Raw genomic sequence first — 19,839 nt, 5'->3', positions numbered from 1 at the left:
CGCGCCGAGCGCCCCCGCCGCGCCGAGCGCCGCCCCCGCGGGCAGCGGCTGCCCCAGGCCGAGCGCCACCACCACGAGCAGGCCGAATGCCGCCGCCCGAAGCCGGATCCGCTTCATAGCACTGTCCTCACTGGAGGGTGGCCGGGGCGGGCACGACACGCCCGCCCCGGCCGGTGGATCAGATGGCGGTGAGCGTCAGGACCGCGGTGTAGGTGCCCGCGAGGGTGGACGTCGGCACCTTCAGCGCCAGGTCGGCGCCGAGGTTCGCGGTGCCGTTGCCGCCCAGCGCCGCCGCCGTGGCGAGCGTGCGCGAGGACGCCAGGCCCCGGCCGGCCGGTGCCGCGGCGCCGGGGACGAGGGCGTTCGCGGGCTCGACGACCGGGCCGGCGGTGATGTTCTGCACCGGCGACTTGTCCACGATCTTCGGGCTCCAGCCGAGGTTGGCGCCGTTGATCGCGTTGGTGCCGCTGGCGAAGTCGGTCACCTGGCCGGAGACGTTCCAGCCCGGGTTGCCGGCCCGCGTGTCGGTGACGGTGATCGGGTTGAGCGCACCGGACGTGGTCAGCAGCGAGCCGTCGGCGGCCATGACCGGCGAGGGCAGCACCACGTTCTGGTCGGCGACGCTGATCAGCAGCTCACCGGCGAGCACCTCGGTGGTGATGGTCTCCGAGGCGGTGACACCGGCGAACGGCGTGACCTCCAGCGCCACGGCCGCGGACTGCGACGGCTCGTACGCACCCGCGTTCGCCGGGACGAAACGCGCCGAGAAGCTGTGCGCGCCCACCGCGAGGGTGGAGGTGCTCAGTGTGGCGGTGCCGCCGGACAGCGGGACCGGGTTGCCCAGGTTCGCCGCGCCGTCGAGGAACTGCACCGAACCGGCGGCGCCGGCCGGGGCCACGGTGGCGGTGAGGGTGACCGGGCTGTACTGCGCGGCCGAACCGCTCGGGGTGACCGCCAGCGCGGTCGTGGTGGTGATCGCCGCCGGGGCGTTGACCTGGTAGGACACCACCGGCGAGGTGGAGCCCTGGATGTGCGCGGCCGAGCCGGTGAACACCGCGCTCAGCGAGCGGGTGCCCTGCGGCAGCGTGGTGGTGAAGGTGGCCGCACCACCGGACACCGCGACCGGCGCGCCCAGGTTGCCCGCGCCGTCCTTGAACTGCACCGTGCCGGTGGCCGAGGCCGGGGTGACGGTCGCGGTCAGCGTGACCGGGGTGCCCTCGGTGACCGGGGCGTTCGGCGACACGGCGAGCGCGGTGGACGTCGAGACGGCGTCCACGGCGGTCCACTGGGTGGCGCTGGTGAACGTCACGGTCCGGGTGAAGGTGCCCTTGACCTCGCCCGAGAACAGGTCCACGCAGTTCACGGCGATGGTGTAGACGCCGGGCTGGACGGTGGTGCTGTTGTCGACGGCGATGTCCCTGAAGGACAGGCCCTGCACGACGGTGATCGGGCCGGAGGTGGAGAAGCCGACGTCGGTCGGCGTGGTGCCGATGAGGCCGTTCTCGAAGCCACCCGGGCCGTAGACGAACAGGTTGTAGCCGTCGGAGTCGGCGGCGCAGCCGGCGGACGTGGTGTAGGACGGGGCCTCCACGTCGGTGCCGCTGGTCTTGCTGATCGACAGGGTGCCCAGGTTGCCGGCGGGCGGGGCGGCCAGCGCGGCGCCCGCGGTGCCCAGGGTCGTCGCAGCCGCGGCTGCGAGCACTACGGCGCCACCGAGCAGGCGACGGATTGCGGTGTTAGCGCGCACGATCGTGCCTTTCGAGGAGAAGAGGATCAGGGAGCGGGCGGGGTGACGAGCTGCGTGGAGCCGCAGTTCTCGGAGATGCCGAAGCCGTACTGCTTGATCACGTTCTGGTTGGCGCAGATCAGCGACGACGAGCCGACGAAGATCTGGGCGTACTGCGGGTCGGTCACCTTGGCCGACGGGATGACGTTGTAGACGTCCCGCTTGAACGTCGAAGCGGTGTTGAGCTGCGACGGCGCGATGCCGTTGAACGTGGCCAGCACGGCCTTGCCCTGCGCGGCCGGCGCGGTGCCGTAGACCTGGGACAGGTAGACGGCGATCGAGTACGGCAGGATGTGCTTGGTGTCGGTCAGGTAGGTGCCGACGTGCTCCTGGATCGGCTCGCCGTTGACGTCCACGTCGCTGACGCACGGGAACTGCGTGGTGAAGTTCGCCGTGTTGGACAGGCCGAGCTGCTTGAGGAAGAAGTCCCGGCTGCCCGAGCCGAACTGCGGCAGCAGCGGCTTGAAGTTGGTGCCGGAGCCGGGCGCGGTGCAGTTGTAGATCGACTTGAGCTGCGCCGTGGTGAGCTTCTTGCTCAGGGTGCTGTCGCCGCGCACCGCGTAGGTCATGGCGTCGACCGCGAACGGCACGTAGGTGAGGTTCTTGCCCGCGTAGTTGGCCGAGTTGTTCGACGAGGTCCGCGCGGCCTGCACGCAGCCGTCACCGGCCTCCAGCGACGCGACCAGGGCGGTGACGCCCGCGCCGGAGGACGCCGGACGCGTGATGACGCAGCCGGTCTCCTTGGTCTTGATGGTCTCGCTGCCGCGGGCGTCGTAGGAGCCCAGGCGCTTGACGCCGTCCACCGTGACGGCGTCGGCCAGGCCGTTCATGACGGTCTGGGTCGTGTCCGAGCCGACGACGGCGATGTCGCGGTAGGTGGGCGTGCCGGTCGGGTCGGCCTGGGCCGGGGACGCGACGAGGGCCGCGGCGGCCAGGGCGGCGAAGGCCGCGCAGAGCAAACGCTTCCTGCTCACTGCATGTATCCTTTTCTCCGCGAAGTGTGCGCGGACCGGTGTCCGCACACGGGTGCCGGTGTTGGCGCACCGGCTCGGTGCTTGTCCGTCCCGCTGGAGCGGCAACTCCGGCGGGTCGGGCGGGTGCCTCACCTCCCCCTCGTGTTCTCCTGCTTGGTCTGTCGCGCGCCGGGGTGCCGGGCGGACGGGTCGGGATGAGCGGCGGACGTCACTCCGGTGGTCGGCCGCCCAGGCGCAGCAGCACCGGTCCGGCGGCGGTCGCCACGCCGCCCGCTACCAGCAATCCGGCCAGCAGGTACCGCAGCACCCAGGTGACCGGCAGCGCCGGCGTGGCCCGTACCTCCGCGACCGGGGTGGCCGACGTCGAGGTGGGCGCCGGTGCGGCGGGTGGCGGTGGTGGCGCGGACGCCGGGGCCTGGGTGGGCCGGGTGGTCGCGGTGGTCGTCCGCGCCACGGCTTGCGCCTCGGTGGCGAGCGGCTTGCCCGCGTCACGCTCGATGACGGTCGCGGCGTCGGCGGCCTGCCTGCGCATCGGGTCCGGCAGCGGCAGGTAGCCCAGCGGCAACCGGCCCGCGGCTTCGCCCTGGGTCTGGCCGGGGCCCGTGGCGTAGCGCAGGAACTTCGCGTACTCCGCACCGCGCTGCTTGTCCACTGTGGAGGGTGCGATGGCGGCGTAGGTGACGCTGGGCAACGGGTACGCGCCGGACCCGGTCGCCTTCGGGTTGGCCCGTCGCACGCCCGGCACCGCGGTCGGGGTCATCTCGTTCAGCGCGGCGGCCAGCCCGGCGTGGTCGGGGGCCACGAAGTTGCCCGCCGCGTTGCGCAGCTTGGCGGTGGGCAGGCCGTAGCGGGCGGCGGTCGCGGTGTCCACCACGGCCAGCAGGCTGCGTTCGCCGATGGGCTGGCGCGGCACCCGCGAGTAGCCGGGTTTGGCCGGGTCCGCCGGGTCGGGCAGGCCGTTGGGGGTCTTGCCCAGGGTGTCGCCGCGACTGATCGCGCGGCCGGCCTCGTGCAGGTCGGCGGCCAGCGGGCGCAGCAGCAACGCGCACTCCGGGCCGATCTTGGGCAGGTCCACGCAGGTCAGGTCCTGTTTGGGGAAGTTGGGCACGGGCAGCGCGAGGCCCTGGTAGTTCTTGTTGACCACCATGCCGTGCGGGTCCGGGGTGCCGTTGAGGAACGCGCGGGCGTCCGGGTCGGCGTCGATCCACGTCCACAGCGCGGTCACGGCGTCGAGGTCGGTCGAGGGCGACAGGATGTCCAGCGCGTTCATCAGCACCCCGTACGTGCGGTACTCGGGGTTGAGGTCGAGGAACTCGGGGTCCTCGTTGAGCCGCCGCGGGTTGCCCTTGAGGTAGTCCTGGCCGCCCGGCACGACGTCCCGGTAGGACTGGGTGAGCAGCTTCGCGACCAGCCGCGGGGTCAGCTTCAGCTCGGTCATCACCTGCCCGTCCCGGCCCCACACCGCCGGGTCGGTCTCGACCTCGGGGCCGCGGGACTGGCGTTCCAGCACGAACGCGATGGCGAACCCGGACACCGCGACCGGCGCGTACACCACGGGCCGGGTGGCCTGGTCGGGCGACTGCGGCTCGCTGAGCAGGACCATGCCGGGGTCGGCCCCCGCGAGCTGGTCGCGGGCGATGCCGTCGGGCACCTGGGTGAACCCGAACACCGTGCCGCCGCCGGCGCACAGCGCGGGCTGCCAGCGCGCCACCGCGTCGGCGACGAACTCGTGCCCGGTCAGCGACCGCTCCTCCACGCCGATCGGGCACGCCCGACCCACCGGCTGGAACTCCAGCCTGACCTGGATCTTGTTCTTCCAGTTGGTGGCGCTCAGCGGCGAGGAGTCGAGGTTGCTCGACGTGTGGTCCACGCCGGGTTTCCGGCCGTTGACCTCGGTGTCCCCGCGCGGGACGACGACCAGCCAGCAGTGCCGGGGCTTGCCGCGGTCCGGGCCGTCCGCGCGGACCGCCCCGCAGCCCAGCCCGTAGGCCTCCAGCGCGGTCTGCACCTCGAAGTCGAGGTCGCCGGTGCCGTCGCGGCGGGTCTTGGCGAAGGGCACCTCGTTGGTGGTGCCGCCGTCGAAGTACTTGCCGAAGCTGGTCGTGGGCTCGCCCGTGACCGGCCGGAACGGGGCGTACGCGGCGCCGCCGGCCGGCGGCTCCTCGGTCTCGGCCGGGTCCCTGGGGTTGTGGTACCGGATCTGGCGGCTCTTGGTGTAGTCGCCCAGGCCCAGGCCGGTCTGCGCGTCCAGCCCGCCGAACTGGCACTGCTCGCGGGTCGGTCCGGCCGGGTCGTCGCCCCAGCACTGCATGACCTGGAGGTAGTGGGTGGCGAACCGGCCCACCGGCCCGGTCTCCTCACCGCCGGTCCAGCTGATCCGGACGGTCTGGTTGATCAGGCCCCTGGTCTGGGCGACGGTGACCTTCAGGTCTTCGAACTCCCCCGACCCGGACACGGTCTGCGCCGAGTCGGTTTGGGCGGTCGCGGCCGGCGGCCACACGGCGACGCCGGCGAGGACCAGGAGCGCGGCCAGCAGCAGGCGTCTCATCCGTTCCCGTCCCGTCCGCGCAGGTGTCTGGCGACCAGCGGCGGGCCCACGACCAGCGCGGCCAGCAGCACGACGGCGATCACGACCGGCAACGTGGTGTCGTGGTCCCGGACGTCCACCGACACCGGCACCGCCGAAGCGCCCTGCACGGACCGGCGCGCGGTCTTCGGGTCGTCCACCGCGGCCTGCTCACCGGGGGTCTCGGCGGCGACGGGCGCGTCGGTCGGCTGTGCCGCGTCGGCCTGCGGGGTGTCCGACCCGCCGCCGGTGTCGGTCTCCTCCGCCGCGCCGCCGGTGCCCTCCTCGCACTGCGCCGCGCCCTGCTTGTCGCAGTCCGGCGGCATGGGGGCGTTCTTGGCCAGCGTGTTGGACCCGTCGGCGGAGAACGTCGGGTTGTTGCACTTGCCGATGTCCTTGTTCTGCCGGGTCGTCCCGGGCACGCGGGCCACCTGGTCGAGGCCCGCGCGGACCAGGTTGATCGGCAGTGGCGAGAAGCCGAGCCGGTCGGCCTGTTGCTGGCCCTCGCACAGGAAGTAGTAGGCGAAGTCGGACAGCGTCCGCCCCTTGTCCCTGGTGAACTTCCCGCCTTCGACGACCGGCAGGATCATGTAGCTGTAGCTGGACATCGGGTAGCTGCGCGGGTCGGGGTTGGCGTAGACCTGGCCGAGTTCCTGGGTGAGGTCCTCGCGGATGCCGGCCTTGAGCAGCGCGACCGCCACGGCCGTCGCCTTCGGCTCGACGTAGTAGCCGGCCGCGTTGAGCAGCTTGGCCACCGGGAAGTTCGCGTTGCGGGCGTAGGAGTACTCGACGTAGGTGATCGAGCCCTCGCTGCCCTCCTGGCGCACGTAGTTGGCCACGCCGAGCGAGCCGTTCTGACCGACCACCGGCGCGATCAACGGGTAGTTGGAGGTGAACCCGCACGGGGTGGCGCGCTGGGCGCGGCGGCAGAAGTCGTCCCACACCGCGGGGTGCTGCGCCGCCATCCACGCGGTGAACTGGGCGCTGGTGCCCGAACCGTCCGACCGCACGACCGGCACGACCTTGCGGTTGGGCAGCTTGAGGCCGGGGTTGTCGCGGGCGATGGCCGGGTCGGCCCACGAGGTGATGGCGCCGGTGAAGATCTTCGTGACCACCTCGCCGGACAGGCGCAGGTTGGTGACCCGCTTGCCGCCGATCTTGAGGTTGTACATAAGGGACGTCCCGCCGGCCACGATCGGCATGTAGGCGAAGGAACCCGTCGGCGGTGACGCCTCCTTCTTGCCGTTGTCCTCCAGGCCGTAGGGGATCTCGGAGACCGCGAAGTCCACCTGGCCCGCGCGGAACTGGTTGCGGCCGTCGCTGGACCCGGTGCCGGCGAAGCTGATCCGCATGCCGTACTGCACGACGTTCTTGCGCCACTGGTCGAGCGCGTTGTAGCTCCACGTCGAGCCCGCGCCGCTGATGGGCGTGTAGCTCTGCGCGGCGGCCGACGGCGTCGTGCCCAGGAGCACGCCGAGAACCGCGAGGACCGCCAGGGTGGTCCTGGTCATGACACTCCTTGAACGGCTTGGATGCGGCGGAGGTGTGACTGCGACTGCCGCTCGCGGCGGCGGGCCCGGCGCGCGGACTGCTCGCCGGGGCCGCGCCCGCCGACCACCCGGGCCAGCACGAACAGCACCAGCACCAGGCCCATCAACACGGCCGCCGCGCCGAACCCGCGTTCCTTCATGGTCGGTTCGGAGGAGGTGACGAGCTGGTAGGTGGCCAGCGGCAGCGACACCTGCGAGCCGGTGAACGGGTTCCAGTTCAGGAACGGGGTGAACCCGGCCGTGATGAGCACCGGCGAGGTCTCGCCGATGCCGCGCGCGGTGGCCAGCAGCACGCTGGTGGTCAGGCCGGACCGGGCGGTGGGCAGCGTGACGTGCCACGCCGTGCGCCACTGGCCCACACCCAGCGCCAGCGAGGCTTCCTTGAGCGAGCTGGGCACCAGGCGCAGCACCACGTCCGCCGCCCGGATCATGATCGGCAGCATCATGACGCTGATCGCGCAGCCCGCCGCGAAGCCGGACCGTTCGAAGCCCACCACCAGGATGAGCGAGGCGTAGACGAACAGACCGGCCACGATGGACGGCAGCGCGGTCATCGCCTCGACGACCGTGCGGACCAGGCGGGTGAACCAGCCTCGGGTCTCGTTGAGGAACACCGCGCAGGCCAGGCCCATCGGCACGGTGATGACCAGCGCGATGCTGATCTGCTCCAGCGTGCCGACCGCCGCGTGCAGGACGCCGCCGAGGTCGAGCGGGTCCAGCGTGCCGGCGTCCGCCATGTCCTCGGTGAAGAAGTTGAGATGTCCCAGGGCGTCGAAGCCCATGATGATCGGGTAGGCCACGATGGTGAGAAGCGCGGCCAGGGCGAGGAACGCCAGGCTGTGCACGACCGCGCCGGCGAGCTTGTCCCGCACCGCCAAGGCGTTGTCGTCCAACGACACCAGCAGTGCGTACAGGCCGAGGAAGAGAGGGTACGCGATGGCGATGAACCCGACCACGCCGGAAAACGGCGCGATCTGGTCGAACAGCAGGCCGGTGAGGGCGGCGGCCGACGCCAGCGCGCCCAGCACGGCGGCGATGTCCGCGCCCCGGCGGGCGCGCGTCACGCGGCGGACTTCGGTCATGGTCAGTCGCTCCCCTGCCCGGAGCGACTGCGCGCGATGACCGCCGACGCCGCGAAGTTCACGATGAGCGTGAGCACGAACAGCGCCAGGCCGGCGGCCATCAACGCCGACAGGCCGAACGGGCTGGCCGCGCCCCAGCGCTGGGCGATCAGCGCCGACACGGAGTTGCCGCCGCTGCCCAGGATCCGGGTCTGGATGGCGAACACCGGCGCGATGATCATGGCCACGGCGATGGTCTCGCCCAGCGCGCGGCCCAGGCCCAGCATGGTGCCGCCGATCATGCCGCCGCGCCCGAACGGCAGCACGACGCTGCGGACCATGCCCCACCGGGTCGCGCCCAGCGCGTAGGCGCCCTCGCGTTCCCCTTGCGGTGCTTGGGTGAACGACTCGCGCATCACCGAGCAGATGAACGGCATGACCATGAACCCGACGATGAGTCCGGCCCAGAACGTCGAGGTCACGTACGCCGCGTCGGTGGCCAGCGGGTCGGTCGGGTCCACGCCGTCCACGTGCAGGAACGGCACCCAGCCGAACTGGAGGGACAGCCAGCGCGGCACGTCGACGCCCTGCCACTGGAGGTAGACCGAGCCGAACAGGCCGTAGACGACGCTGGGCACCGCGGCCATCAGGTCGACCATGCTGGTCAGCGCCCGCTTGAGCCGGCGCGGCGCGTACTCGGAGATGTAGAGGGCCACGCCCAGCGCCAGCGGGAACGCCACCACCAGCGCGACGGACGCGATGAGCAGCGCGCCGACCAGGACGGCGGCGATGCCGAAGTTCAGCGAGTCCGGCTCCCACGCCTGCGTGGTGAGGAAGTCGAAGCCCGCCGCCGAGAACGCCTCCGCGCCCTGGGTCAGCAGGAACAGCCCCACGGTCGCCATGACGGCGAGCACGGCCAGTCCGGCGCACCGCAGCAGCAGCCGGAACACCCGGTCCACGCCGCCGGGCGCGGTCACCCTGCGGCGCGGCTCGTCCGGTGGCGCGACGGGCGGCGCGTCCATGAGAAGCGTCATCTTCGGCGGCTCCGCGTTCTGATCGGTTCGGGCGCAAGCAGAACCCGCTCAGTTGGCCGGCCCCGGATCGGTTCGTGAACAACGGACGAACGCCCGACGCGAATTGGTGCCCGATACTCCGAACAGCGCCGCGAACAATGGTCGGTGTTCCGCATCAGAAATGCTCCGCGGTCGCGACGGGCGCTTCGACGACCAGGTCGAGGAAACTGCGGCAGGCGTGCTGCGCCTGCACCCTGCGGTGGTACCGGCGACTGGACACGGCCACGTCCGCGGCCCCGAGCCGGAGCCGCCACGACCACAGCTGGGTGTCCCTGGACACGGCCGGCGTGCTGCCTGCCAGCGACTCCCGCAACCGGGCCACCGCGAGCGCGCAGGCGGCCACGCTCGGGAACGAGCCGGCCGCCTGCCCGAGGCTGCGGTTGTTGGCCGACAGGAAGCGCCACGTCACCCCGGCCGGAGTGGAACGGTAGATCTGAAAACGCGCGACCGCCATCGGGGTTTCTCCCATCACTGGCCCGCCCCCCGACGTCAAGCGGAATGCTCAGTTTCGAGAGTGGACACCAGAAAAAGAACCGATGACCGGCGCGTGTCCATCACCCTCACAGCGAACAGCGTCACGCAATAGAACCACGCGGCCACGCAACGCCACTCCGAGCGCCGGAACCGGCCCTCACGGGCGGGGGTTCCACCGCTTCCACCGACGGCCGGTGCGGGCGGCGCGCGGGGTGGTCGCCGCGACACAACGGGGACACAGCCACAGCCCCCGCTCGTCGGTCTGCGACCGCCACACCGCGTCGGCCCACGGCACGTGCGGGAACCGGTCCAGGCGGCTGCGGCTCAACGCCAGCCCGCACAGGGTCTGGTTGGTGTGCGGCAGCCAGGCGTGCAGCTCACCGGACGGCTGACGCACACCGTCCTCGTCCACCTCACGGCTGGACGCGGCCACACTCGGCTGCACGCTCATCCGGCCAAGCACTCCCTCCAACGACCCCGACGCAGTCGGCCGTCACCGGCTACCCCACCCAACAGCAGTCAACCCCCGGGGTCGTCCATGTCCGAGCGCGCGGACGGCCCGCCCCCATCGGCGACGCCATGGGGCACTGTCTTCTCCCCGCCCGGCTTCCCGTCCTCCGCGCCGTAGGCTGGTCGTCGTGACCACGACGTCCTCCGCCGCGACGATGAAGATCGGCGAACTGGCCCGGCTGACCGGGGTCAGCGCTCGTTCGTTGCGGTACTACGAGCAGCAGGGGCTGATGCACAGCACGCGCTCCGTCGGCGGGCAGCGGCACTACGCGGCGACGGAGGTCGAACGGGTCGAGATCATCCGGCTGTTGTTCGACGCGGGGCTGAGCAGCAAGGTGATCGCCCGGTTGCTGCCGTGTGTGGGCAGCGACGCCAAGGACGTCGCCGAAGACGCCTTCGCCACGATGCACGAGGAGCGCGACCGGCTGACCGCCGACATCGCCCGGCTCGTCGAGGCCCGGGCCGTCCTGGACGAGCTGATCGAGATCAACACCCGGCACCGGACCGGGATCGGCGCCGGGTGAGTGTGGTCAGCGGCTCAGGTCGATGACGAGCTTGCCCGTGGCGTGCCCGGACTCGACCAGCGCCAACGCCTCGTGCGCGCGTTCGAGCGGGTACGTCCGGGTGATGTGCGGGTCGAGCTTCCCGGTGACCATCAGGTCGGCAACGCGTTCGAGGCCCGCCCGGTCGAGGCGGCGGTGGACGAGCACGCCACCGAGTTCGGTCACGGACGGGTCCCCGACGGACACGAGCTTCGCCGCCAACGGGGCGATCGCGCGCAGTGACTCGCCGCCGACGTTGTCGACCGCGGCGTCGAAGCCGTCCGGGGCCTGTGCGCGGAGCCGGTCCACGACGCCGCCGCCGGCGTAGTCCACGAAGGAGGCGCCGGTCGACGTGACGAGATCCCGCTTCGCCGCGCTCGCCGTCCCCGTCACGACCAGGCCCCGGCCCCGGGCCAGCTGGGCCAGCGCGATGCCGACGCCGCCGCCGATCCCGTTGACCAGCAACGAGGATCCAGCGGGCAGGTCGAGCTGGTCCAGCACGTCCAGCGCGGTGGTGCCGGCGACGGGGATGGTCGCCGCCCAGGTGTCCGGCAGCGCGTCGGGGACGCGGGCCGTGGAGCCGCCGAGCAGCAGCGTCGTCCGCGCGTAAGTGCCCGAGCCGGTCAGGGCGAATCCGGCGACCCGGTCGCCGACGACCAGGCCGGTCACCTCCTCACCGACCGCGAGCACGATTCCGGCCGCTTCCAACCCCAGGACCTGCGGGAAGGGCAGGTGGCCGTTCAACGCCGGAACATGCCCGGACCGGAGCTTGTGATCCACCGGATTCACCCCCGCCGCCGTGACGCGGACGAGGACTTCGGCGGGACCGGGCACGGGATCCGGTCGCTCGAAGTACTCCTGGACATCGGCATCGCCGAAAGTCGTGTAGCCCAACGCTTTGCTCATCGTGAACAGCTCCCGGAACGTCGAATCACGAACGATCCCGACGCTATGTGTTGACACCGGTGTCAACTTCCACCCGATGTGACGCGGGCAACCCGGTCGCTTGGCATGCGGTGCCCGGTCACTCCGCCGGCCAGGGTTCGGCGATGGTCGCGCCGGGCGCGAGACCGTACCGGGCCAGCCGGAACGCGTCTTCGGACTTCCCGTTGTGGTGGAGGATCCTCAAGGCTTCGGAGAACAGCGGGCGATCGACCGCTTGTTCGCCGGGCAACGGCAGATCCGCCTCGACCGCGCGGAGCGCGAAACCGATCTCGGCTTCCCGGTCTCCGGCCTGGTTCGCCAGCAGGACCGCTTCCAGGAGGTCGAAGGGCTCCTGGTCCTCCAGACGACCCTTCAGCACCCTGATCAGCCGGCTGTTCAAGTCGCGCATCATCCCCTTGCGCCACGTCAGCACGGAGGAGTCCGCTTCGGGCTCCATGACGCCGGGAAGCCCTGCTTCGACCAACTGGTCCGCGATGATCTCCGCGCAGCCCGCCTCCAGGGCGTGGTGGATCAGGGCCTCATAAGCCAGCGACACCTGGTCCGCAGCGATGAGTTCGCCCGCCCAGATCAGCAATTCGCGGTGCCGGCCGGATCTCACCAGCACTCCCGCCGCTTCGAAGGCGTCGGCCGCGGCTCGCGGGCCACTACACCGTCGACCTTTCCGCACCACCTTCCGCATCCGTCGCACATAGCGCCGCAGCGCCGCCGCGTGGCGCACAGCATCGACATGCCCTGTAGACGCCATGCCGCGCAGCAGGACGAGCGCTTCCGCTGCGCGACCGCAGCGGTAGAGCAGCGATACGGCCGCGAACAGGTCCCCCGCCTTCCGGTGGGCGCGGTAGGCGCAGCGGTACAAATGCCTGGCTTCAGCCTTCACCGCGAGCACCGGCAACTGGGCGGGAGTCGCATGGGCGAGCAGGCTGTTCCAGAACTCCGCGTCGCACGAGACGTTCAGCCTGCGCCAGGTCAACTCGTGGACCAGGTAGTCCGCCAGGCGGTAGCAGGTCGATCCGGACGGGTCGTGGACCACCTCGAACGGACCGGGCACGCCACGACAAGGCGCGGTGAGGTACTCCACCGCGGAAGAGAACCAGTCAGCCCTTCGAAGCTCCGCCCGGCCGGCCAGGTACTGCGCTCCCAACTCGGTCAGCAGGATCGCCGGCAGATCACGGCCGCCGCGGCGGGCGATGACGTCCACCGCCGCGTGGACGAGCGCCTGGGCAGCGGGCGGCGCGTACCGGTAGCGCTCCAAGACCGCAGGCGCTCCGGCGAGGTACTGGACCACCCGACCGTCTTCCGCGCGGCGCAGCGCGGTGTCCAGGCGGCGGTCCCGGGCGGCGATCGGCCAGGCCGCCTCGTACGTCCGCGCGGTGAACTTGGCGGGAACCTCGATAGCCGTGCCTTCGAGCAGCACGCGGGCGTGGCCGCCCTGGTCGGCGGTGAGCATGGTGAAGTGCTCGGGCCACGTCGTGGCCAGGACGAGGACCGGACCGCGCCCGGTGTCGCCCAGCAGCTCCCGGAGGCCGGCCGCGGCCCGTTCACCGACCGGCCCCGACAGGTAGTGCTGGACGTCGTTGAGCCAGATCACCGTCCGCGGCCCGACGAAGGGCAGTCCCGCCAGGCACGCCTCGGCGCGGTCCGGGTTGATCGGGTGCCACAGTCGCCAACCGGGTGGCAGGCCGCGCACCGCCTCCCAACACGCCCGCGTCTTGCCGGTCGAGGACGCGCCGACCAGAGTGATCACCCGGTGGTGGCCGGCCATCGCCTCGTCCCGCGCCGCGCGCAGGGCAACGTCGTGCGGGCGCGGCACGTAGGACGGCAGCACCGGCGACTCCGGCAGCGGGGACCTCCGCCAGTAGAACGGATCGGTGACGAACGCGCCCTCCAGCGGGTCGTGCCGCTCGTCACCCCACGGCCGGTGCACCTCCAGGCCGAACGGGTCGGTCACCTCGGTGAGCAGCCGTCCGACCGGAGGCTTCCCGCGCTCCGGCACGACGCCGTGCACGACCAGATCACCTTGCACAGTGATGTCCTGCCCGGCCTGGAACAGCGTCCCCGCCCCCGACACCACGCCGTCCTGAGCGATGTGCCCCACCTCGTCCCCCGCCCATTGAAGACCGCCGTCCGCCAGGAGGCGGATAGTCGATCACGCCCACCGAACCCCGGATCCACCGCGGCGCATAAGCAAAATTGCGATCGGTTCCAGCCGCCTTCAGGGGGTCGGCAAGCTCCACGTCTGGTCCGGGCCGCCGGCGCGGTCCCTCACCTGCAACCGAGATGTCGCGCGCGGCCGCGTTCGCCGCCGGTCCTAGCGCTTGGTCAGCCGCGCGGAGTGGGTCCGGTGGTCGGTGGAGTTCTCGACGGTGAACAGCAGGTCATTGCCATCGCGGGTCAAGGTGACCGTGCCTTCGGTGAACGCCGCGCACTGGACCAACGGATCTTCCGTCAGGCGCTGCGTGAACGACGCACGGTCCACAGTGGCCTCGACCAGGGTCAAGGTGCCCGAGCACTTCGCTTCCGGATAACGGATCGTCGCGAAGTAGCGGCCCTCGGTACCCGGCCCGATCGTGATCGCCGCGCGGGAAGCTCCCGGGAACGTCGGGACCAGCGGATCGGTGGACTCCCACGTCGTGGACTCCCGGGACGCGGCGAACTCCGCGAGCGGGTCGCACCACGTCGTCGTCAACGCGCCCACCGCCTTGTCCACCAACGGGTGTGGGCCGTCGGGGCCCGAGAATTCGCGTCCGAACGGGGTGTTCGGCGGTGCCGCGTCGCCCCATCCGCCACCGAAGCCGTACCAAGCCTCGGAGCGCACGTCGCGCACCGCATCCCACGTGTGCCACCGCGTGCCCTTGCTGGTGCGGTCGGTGCCGCCGGGGTGGCTGAACTCGCCCTCGCGCGGGTAGGAGCCGTGCGCGTGCTCGGCCGAGTAGATGACGGGTCGGTCGTCCTCGGTTCGTTCCAGGAGGTTCCACGACACCAGGCACGGTGGGATGTCGTGCTGCCAGAAGACCACGCCGGTCGGTGACGTGCCGTCGGCCTGGACCGCGATGACCTCCCAGTCGCCCTCGTGCTTGTTGGTGTAGTCGTTGTAGGCGTAGAAGAACCAGAACACGTAGGCGCTCTTGCCGTTCTCGCCCCTGCGGTGCTCCCAGTACGTCGGCGCGGACGTGCCCGTGCCGGGACGGTGCTGGTCGCCGAGGTCGAGGAAGAAGCCCTCGCGGCCGGGTGGCGGGTCCACCCGGAACGGGTGGGTGCGCTGGTCGGAGCGGTACTCCGGCCCGTTGTGCTGCTCCCGGGTGCACTCCAACGGGATCGTCGGGTCGATCGGGTTCGGGTTGGCGGCGGTCCGGTGCCGGTAGCCGCCGTGCGCGAGCGCGTCCCGGTCGACCGTCTGCGCGATCAGCTCGTCACGGCAGTTGTTCTCGTGCGCCCACATCAAGCGGGAGTTCTGGATGAACCAGTCGGCGTCCGCCGGGCCGGTCCAGTCGCCCTTGGCCAGGAACACCAACGGCGCCAGTCGGGCGGCGACGGCGTGGTGCGTCGAACCGAACGCCCACGCGCCCGCCGTGGCGTGCTGTCCGGAAAGGACGGTCCCCGGCGCGGTCGCGCTCACCACGGAAACACCGGCCACCACGGCGGACGGCGGTCGCGTGGCCGAGTCGCCGAACCAGATCACCGAGCCGGTGAGCGCGTCCACGGTCACCACCGCCTGACCCATGACCGCGTGGACCACACCGTCGTCGGTGACGCTGTACGGCCGCGACCCGTTCTCCAGCAACCTGATCTTGGCCTCCACCAGGTCGATCGCGACGCTGGTCGGCCCGCTCGACACGACCAACCACCGGCCGTTGGGCGAGGACGCGGTGAACGTGCGGTCCTCGCCGGGCGGAACGTAGGACCCGAACGAGCTGCTGACGACGACCCGGCCGGTCCGGTCGTGCACGGCCAGGAGCCGGTCGGGCCGGTCGATGTCGGGGCCGACGTCCCACTCGCTGACCGCGTACTCCCCATGGGCGACGAGCACCGAGTGCGGCAGACCGCTCTCCGCGCCCTCCGGCACGTTGTCGCTGAGCCGCCACAGCAGGTTCCCGTTGTAGTCGAACACACCGACCGGCACGGGAGCGGACCCGAACGGCGCCGCGAACCAGCCGTCGCCGACCGTGGTGAGCGTGAGGCAGGGCCGCACCCCCAGCGGAACGGACACGCCCGTCACCGGCTCGACCACCGCGTACGTCCAGTACTTGCCACACGCCGGCGAGTCCCCCGCGTCCTCCGTCACCAGAGCGAGGACGTCGTGGCGGAACAACGGACCATCCAGCACACGGGTGCGTTCCGGCGCGGTCCAGGTGACCGGGTTGTGGCCGCTGCCCGGGGCGAGCGGCACGAACGTCGCGCCCGAACCCGTGCTCGTCTGGTAGTGGAAAGCGGCGAACACCTCACCCCGCGCCCGCACGACCTTCAAACCCCGCGGGCCCTTCGCGCGATCCTCCACGACGTCGATCGGGACGACCGACCACAACTCCTCGCCGGTGACCGCGCGCTTCGCGGACATGGTGAACTTCCCCGCGTCATCACGCGCGGTCACCACAACCTGGTCCTGGTACCCGACCACGTCCTCGACGCGATCGAACCAGCGGCAAGCGCCGGGATCGACCTCCGGCGGCACCCGCGGCACGGGATCGGCACCGTCACACTGCGCGGCGAGCGAACTCCGACGATCGGTGCTCCGGACCGGGTCGTCCGGCAACGCTGTGCACGCGGCCACCAGCAGAAAGGCAGCCACAACCCCCATCACCCGACCACGCATGATCCCCCGACCTCCCCGGTCCGAGCCCACCTACGACCGTGCCGGCATGTGCTGACGGACGGCAAGCGCCGGGCGCTGGACATGCCTGATGGGGTGGCCGTGGAACCACCGGCACCTCCTCCGGTGACGGCTGCCGCCGGCGCGGGCGTGTCACGGCCACCGTCCCAAGAGGTGCGAAATCGGGGATCACCGTCCACTCGCCGTTGTACTGTCTGGCTGCCACAAGGTGACTGGAGCTCAACTCGATGACGGGGAAAACGACGCTGCCGGCTGTCCACATCCGCGTGCTCGGAACCGTCTCCGTCGACGTCGACGGGAGGCCCGTGCCGCTTGGTGGCACGAAGCCCAAGACGCTCCTCGCGGCGCTGTTGGCCAGAGCCGGTGTCGTGGTCGGTACGGCGGAGTTGGTCGACCTGGTCTGGGGGTCGCGGCCTCCCGCCTCCGCGAAAGCGATGGTCCAGACGTACGTGTCCACGTTGCGGAGCGCGTTGCGCAAGGCCGGGGCGCCCGAACTGCTCGTCGGGGACGGCACGGGGTATCGGGCCGTGCTCGGGGTGGCGTGGTTCGACCTGCGGGAGTTGGAGGAGTCCGTCGCCGCCGCTCGTGGTCTGATCGCCGAAGGCGCCTTCGAGCGGGCCGCCGCGTTGTTGCGTTCCGCGGCCGGGTCGTGGCGGGGGCCCGCGTTCGGCGGGCTCGGTGACGGTTTCCTGCGCGCCGAGGCCGAACGGCTCGACGAATTGCGGCTGGTCGCGCTCGAACTGCGGATCGCGGCGGAGATCGAGTGCGGCCACCACGAGCAGCTCATCCCGGAGCTGCGCGGGTTGACCGCGCAGCACCCGCTGCGGGAGTCGTTCTGGGCCTCGCTGCTGCTCGGGCTCGGCGGCTCGGGGCAGCAGTCCGCGGCGCTCGCGGCCTACGAGCAGGTCCGCGCCGCCCTGCGGGAGGAGTACGGGGCGAACCCCGGGCCGAGGTTGCGGGAGGCGTACGAAAGGGTGCTCCGGGAGGAGCTGCGGCCCCCGGCGCGGCCCCCGGCGCGGCCCCCGGTCGAGGTGCCGATGCAACTGCCCGCCGACCTGGCGAGTTTCGCCGGCCGCACGGCGGACCTCGCGGCGCTCGACGGGCTGCTGCCCGCGCCGGGAGCCTCCGCGCCGGGCACCGTCGCCCTCGTCGGACCCGGCGGGATCGGCAAGACGGCACTCGCCGTGCACTGGGCACACCGGGTACGCGAACACTTCCCGGACGGCCAGCTGTTCATCGACCTGCGCGGCTACGACGCCGTCGCGCCGGTCGCCACCGAGCAGGCGGTCACCAGGTTCCTGCGCGCGGTCGGGGTGCCGGCACAGCGCGTCCCGGCGACGTTGGACGAGCAGATCGCCCTGTACCGCTCGCTGCTGGCCGGCAAACGGGTGTTGCTGGTGCTGGACAACGTGGCGAGCGCCGAGCAGGTTCGGCCGTTGCTGCCACCGGACCCCGGCTGTCTCGCCCTCGTCACCAGCCGCGGCGACCTCCGCAGCATGACCGTCCTGAACGACGCGCGCGTCCGCAGCCTCGACGTGCTGACGGCCGACGACTCCCGGGACCTGCTGGCGGAGCTGTGCGGGTCCGACCTCGTCGCCGCGGAACCCGGCGCGGCCCGCGAGCTCGCCGCGCTGTGCGGGTTCCTGCCGCTGGCCCTGCGCATCGCCGCCGCGAACCTGCGGGGCCGCCGCTACACCCGGATCTCCGAGTACGTGGCGATCCTGCGCGAGGACCGGCTCACCGAGCTGGCCGTCGACGACGACCCCGCGGTCGCCGTGCGCAGCACGTTCCGCCTGTCCTACGAAGCGCTCGATCCGGAGACGCGGCGGCTGTTCCGCCTGCTCGGTCGGGCGCCGGGACCGGACTTCTCCCAGGCCGCCGCGGTGGCGCTGGCCGGCTGCGCGCCCGGGGTCCGGCGGTCGCTCGACCGGCTCGTCTCGGCCAGCCTGCTCAACCGGTGCCCCGGCGGTCGCTACCAGTTCCACGACCTGATCCGCGAGTACGCGGCCTACCGCGCCCGGGAGGACGACACCCCGGAACTGCTGCGGGCCGCCGACACCCGCTTGCTCGACCACTACCTGACCAACGCCGCCGCCGCGTCCTCGTTGTTCTGCGTCACCGCCCAGCGCGTACGGCGGATGACGAGCGCGGAACCGAACCCGTTCGAGGACGGCAGGGCCGCGATCCGCTGGCTGGACGCCGAGCGGCCGAACCTGGTCGCCGCGGTGGAGCACGCCGCGGCCGTCCCCGAGACGCGGCGCTACTGCGGCTTGTTCACCGACTCGCTGCGCGGCTACTTCGCCGGGCGCGGGCACGGAGCCGACGGGCTCGCCGTGTCCGCGGTGACGCTGGCCGCCGCGCGGGAGGCCGACGATCCGCAAGCCGAGGTCTCCGCGCACTCCCTGCGCGGCTTGATCTTCTACAACCTGAGCGACTACCGGCGGGCCGTCGACGAGCACGCGCTGGCGCTCGCGGCGAACCGGCGGCGACCGAACCCGGCCGCCGAGATCGAGTGCCACCACAACCTCGGCCGGGTGCACGCCCAGCTCGGCGAGCCCCGCGAGGCCATGCTGCACCACGAGCGGGCGTTGGCCATCGCGCGGGCCACGGGCGACGAGGTCATCGAGGCCAGAGAGGTCAACTACATCGGCGTCGCGCACCTGTCGCTCGGCGACATCGACGAGGCGACCCGGTGCCACGCGGAGGCGTTGGACATCAGCAAGCGCCACGGCGACATGATCGTGCGGCTGCCCGCGCTGAACGGCCTGGGCCTCGCCCACTGGACCGCCGGGCGGCTGACCGAGGCCGCCGAACGCCACGGGGAGTGCGTGGAGCTGTGCGGTCGCTGGGGTCTGCTGCACAACCTCGCCGCCTCGCTCGTGTGCCTGGCCGAGACTTGCTGCGACCTCGGTCGCTACGCCGAGGCGGCGGCCCACGCCCGCGAGGCGCTGGAGCGCGGCAGGCAGATCGGCGAGCGCAGGCACGAGGCCAGCGCCATGGAGATCATCGCCACGGTCCGCCTGCGCCAGGGCGAGGTCGAGGAGAGCATCCGCGACTACCTGGAGGCGCTCGCGCTCGCGTCGGAGATCGGCTTCCGCTACGCCGAGGTGTCCACCCTCCTCGGACTCGCCGCCGCCCACCGCACCGCCGGCCGCCCGGACGAAGCCGTGCCGCACGTCCGGCGCGCCATGTCGAAGATGGACGAGACCGGCATGGACGTGCTCCGGGGCGCGGCGCTGGTCGAACTCGCCGCCGGTGAACTCGCCCGCGGCGACCTGGCGGAGGCGGCGGCGCGGGGCGCACAGGCGTTGGAGATGACGGTCGGGGCGGGCCAGCGGCTCAACGGGGCTCGGGCGCGTGCGGTGCTGGGCCGGGTCCGGCACGCGGAAGGGGACGGTGCCGCCGCCGCCGAGCAGTGGCGCGCGGCGTTGAGGGTCTTCACCGAGATCGGCGCCCCGGAAGCCGACGAGGTCGCCGCGTTGCTGCCGTGAGACGAAGGGGCCTCCCCCGGCGAACCGGAGGAGGCTCCT

General features: G+C 72.0%; 13 protein-coding genes. 2 read left to right on the top strand and 11 right to left on the bottom strand.

Translation table 11 applies throughout. From position 1 onward, the window contains the following. Positions 1–178: 178 nt before the first annotated feature. From AB0A74_RS05535 to AB0A74_RS05500, 8 genes are all read right to left on the bottom strand, one after another. On the bottom strand, positions 179–1,702 hold the full coding sequence (locus AB0A74_RS05535; RefSeq protein ID WP_358247682.1) for an Ig-like domain-containing protein: 1,524 nt from the start codon (positions 1,700–1,702) through the stop codon (positions 179–181). Between the two features lie 71 nt (positions 1,703–1,773). Next, positions 1,774–2,760 (bottom strand): substrate-binding domain-containing protein, encoded by a 987-nt coding sequence (locus AB0A74_RS05530; protein ID WP_358247681.1) that lies wholly within the window; start codon positions 2,758–2,760, stop codon positions 1,774–1,776. Between the two features lie 208 nt (positions 2,761–2,968). Continuing rightward, positions 2,969–5,308, bottom strand: coding sequence for a hypothetical protein (locus AB0A74_RS05525; RefSeq protein WP_358247680.1), 2,340 nt, complete (start codon positions 5,306–5,308; stop codon positions 2,969–2,971). Beyond that, positions 5,305–6,837, bottom strand: coding sequence for a phosphate ABC transporter substrate-binding protein PstS (gene pstS / locus AB0A74_RS05520; protein WP_358247679.1), 1,533 nt, complete (start codon positions 6,835–6,837; stop codon positions 5,305–5,307). Before pstS ends, AB0A74_RS05525 begins: the two co-directional genes overlap by 4 nt. Beyond that, positions 6,834–7,958 (bottom strand): phosphate ABC transporter permease PstA, encoded by a 1,125-nt coding sequence (pstA, locus tag AB0A74_RS05515; RefSeq protein WP_358247678.1) that lies wholly within the window; start codon positions 7,956–7,958, stop codon positions 6,834–6,836. Before pstA ends, pstS begins: the two co-directional genes overlap by 4 nt. A 2-nt stretch (positions 7,959–7,960) precedes the next feature. Then, a complete protein-coding gene (gene pstC, locus AB0A74_RS05510) occupies positions 7,961–8,971 on the bottom strand; it encodes a phosphate ABC transporter permease subunit PstC (protein ID WP_358247677.1) in 1,011 nt (336 codons plus the stop codon). Between the two features lie 154 nt (positions 8,972–9,125). After that, positions 9,126–9,464 carry a hypothetical protein gene (locus tag AB0A74_RS05505; RefSeq protein WP_358247676.1) on the bottom strand — a complete coding sequence of 113 codons (339 nt, stop codon included), beginning with the start codon at positions 9,462–9,464 and terminating at the stop codon, positions 9,126–9,128. A gap of 177 nt (positions 9,465–9,641) precedes the next feature. After that, complete coding sequence (locus AB0A74_RS05500) at positions 9,642–9,935, bottom strand: hypothetical protein (protein ID WP_358247675.1); 294 nt, start codon at positions 9,933–9,935, stop codon at positions 9,642–9,644. Positions 9,936–10,122: 187 nt separating this feature from the next. Here AB0A74_RS05500 and AB0A74_RS05495 point away from each other — a divergent pair, with 187 nt between their 5' ends. Next, positions 10,123–10,518, top strand: coding sequence for a MerR family transcriptional regulator (locus tag AB0A74_RS05495; protein ID WP_358247674.1), 396 nt, complete (start codon positions 10,123–10,125; stop codon positions 10,516–10,518). 6 nt (positions 10,519–10,524) lie between these two features. Here the strand turns inward: AB0A74_RS05495 and AB0A74_RS05490 are convergent, their stop codons facing one another. The 3 genes from AB0A74_RS05490 to AB0A74_RS05480 form a co-directional block, all read right to left on the bottom strand. Then, positions 10,525–11,442: an NADP-dependent oxidoreductase gene (locus AB0A74_RS05490; RefSeq protein ID WP_358247673.1), complete on the bottom strand. Its 918-nt coding sequence runs from the start codon at positions 11,440–11,442 to the stop codon at positions 10,525–10,527. Between the two features lie 118 nt (positions 11,443–11,560). Then, the gene (locus AB0A74_RS05485; RefSeq protein WP_358247672.1) at positions 11,561–13,576 is read right to left on the bottom strand and encodes a hypothetical protein; all 2,016 of its coding nucleotides are present in this window, start codon (positions 13,574–13,576) and stop codon (positions 11,561–11,563) included. Positions 13,577–13,789: 213 nt separating this feature from the next. Continuing rightward, positions 13,790–16,159: a hypothetical protein gene (locus tag AB0A74_RS05480; protein WP_358247671.1), complete on the bottom strand. Its 2,370-nt coding sequence runs from the start codon at positions 16,157–16,159 to the stop codon at positions 13,790–13,792. Positions 16,160–16,536: 377 nt separating this feature from the next. Here AB0A74_RS05480 and AB0A74_RS05475 point away from each other — a divergent pair, with 377 nt between their 5' ends. Then, positions 16,537–19,800: a BTAD domain-containing putative transcriptional regulator gene (locus AB0A74_RS05475; protein ID WP_358247670.1), complete on the top strand. Its 3,264-nt coding sequence runs from the start codon at positions 16,537–16,539 to the stop codon at positions 19,798–19,800. The last annotated feature ends 39 nt before the right edge of the window (positions 19,801–19,839 follow it).

The organism is Saccharothrix sp. NPDC042600 (genome assembly GCF_040647305.1).
Taxonomy (GTDB): Bacteria; Actinomycetota; Actinomycetes; order Mycobacteriales; family Pseudonocardiaceae; genus Actinosynnema; species Actinosynnema mutabilis.
Note: the sequence above shows the minus strand (reverse complement) of the source record. Positions and strands in the feature narration are given on the sequence as shown.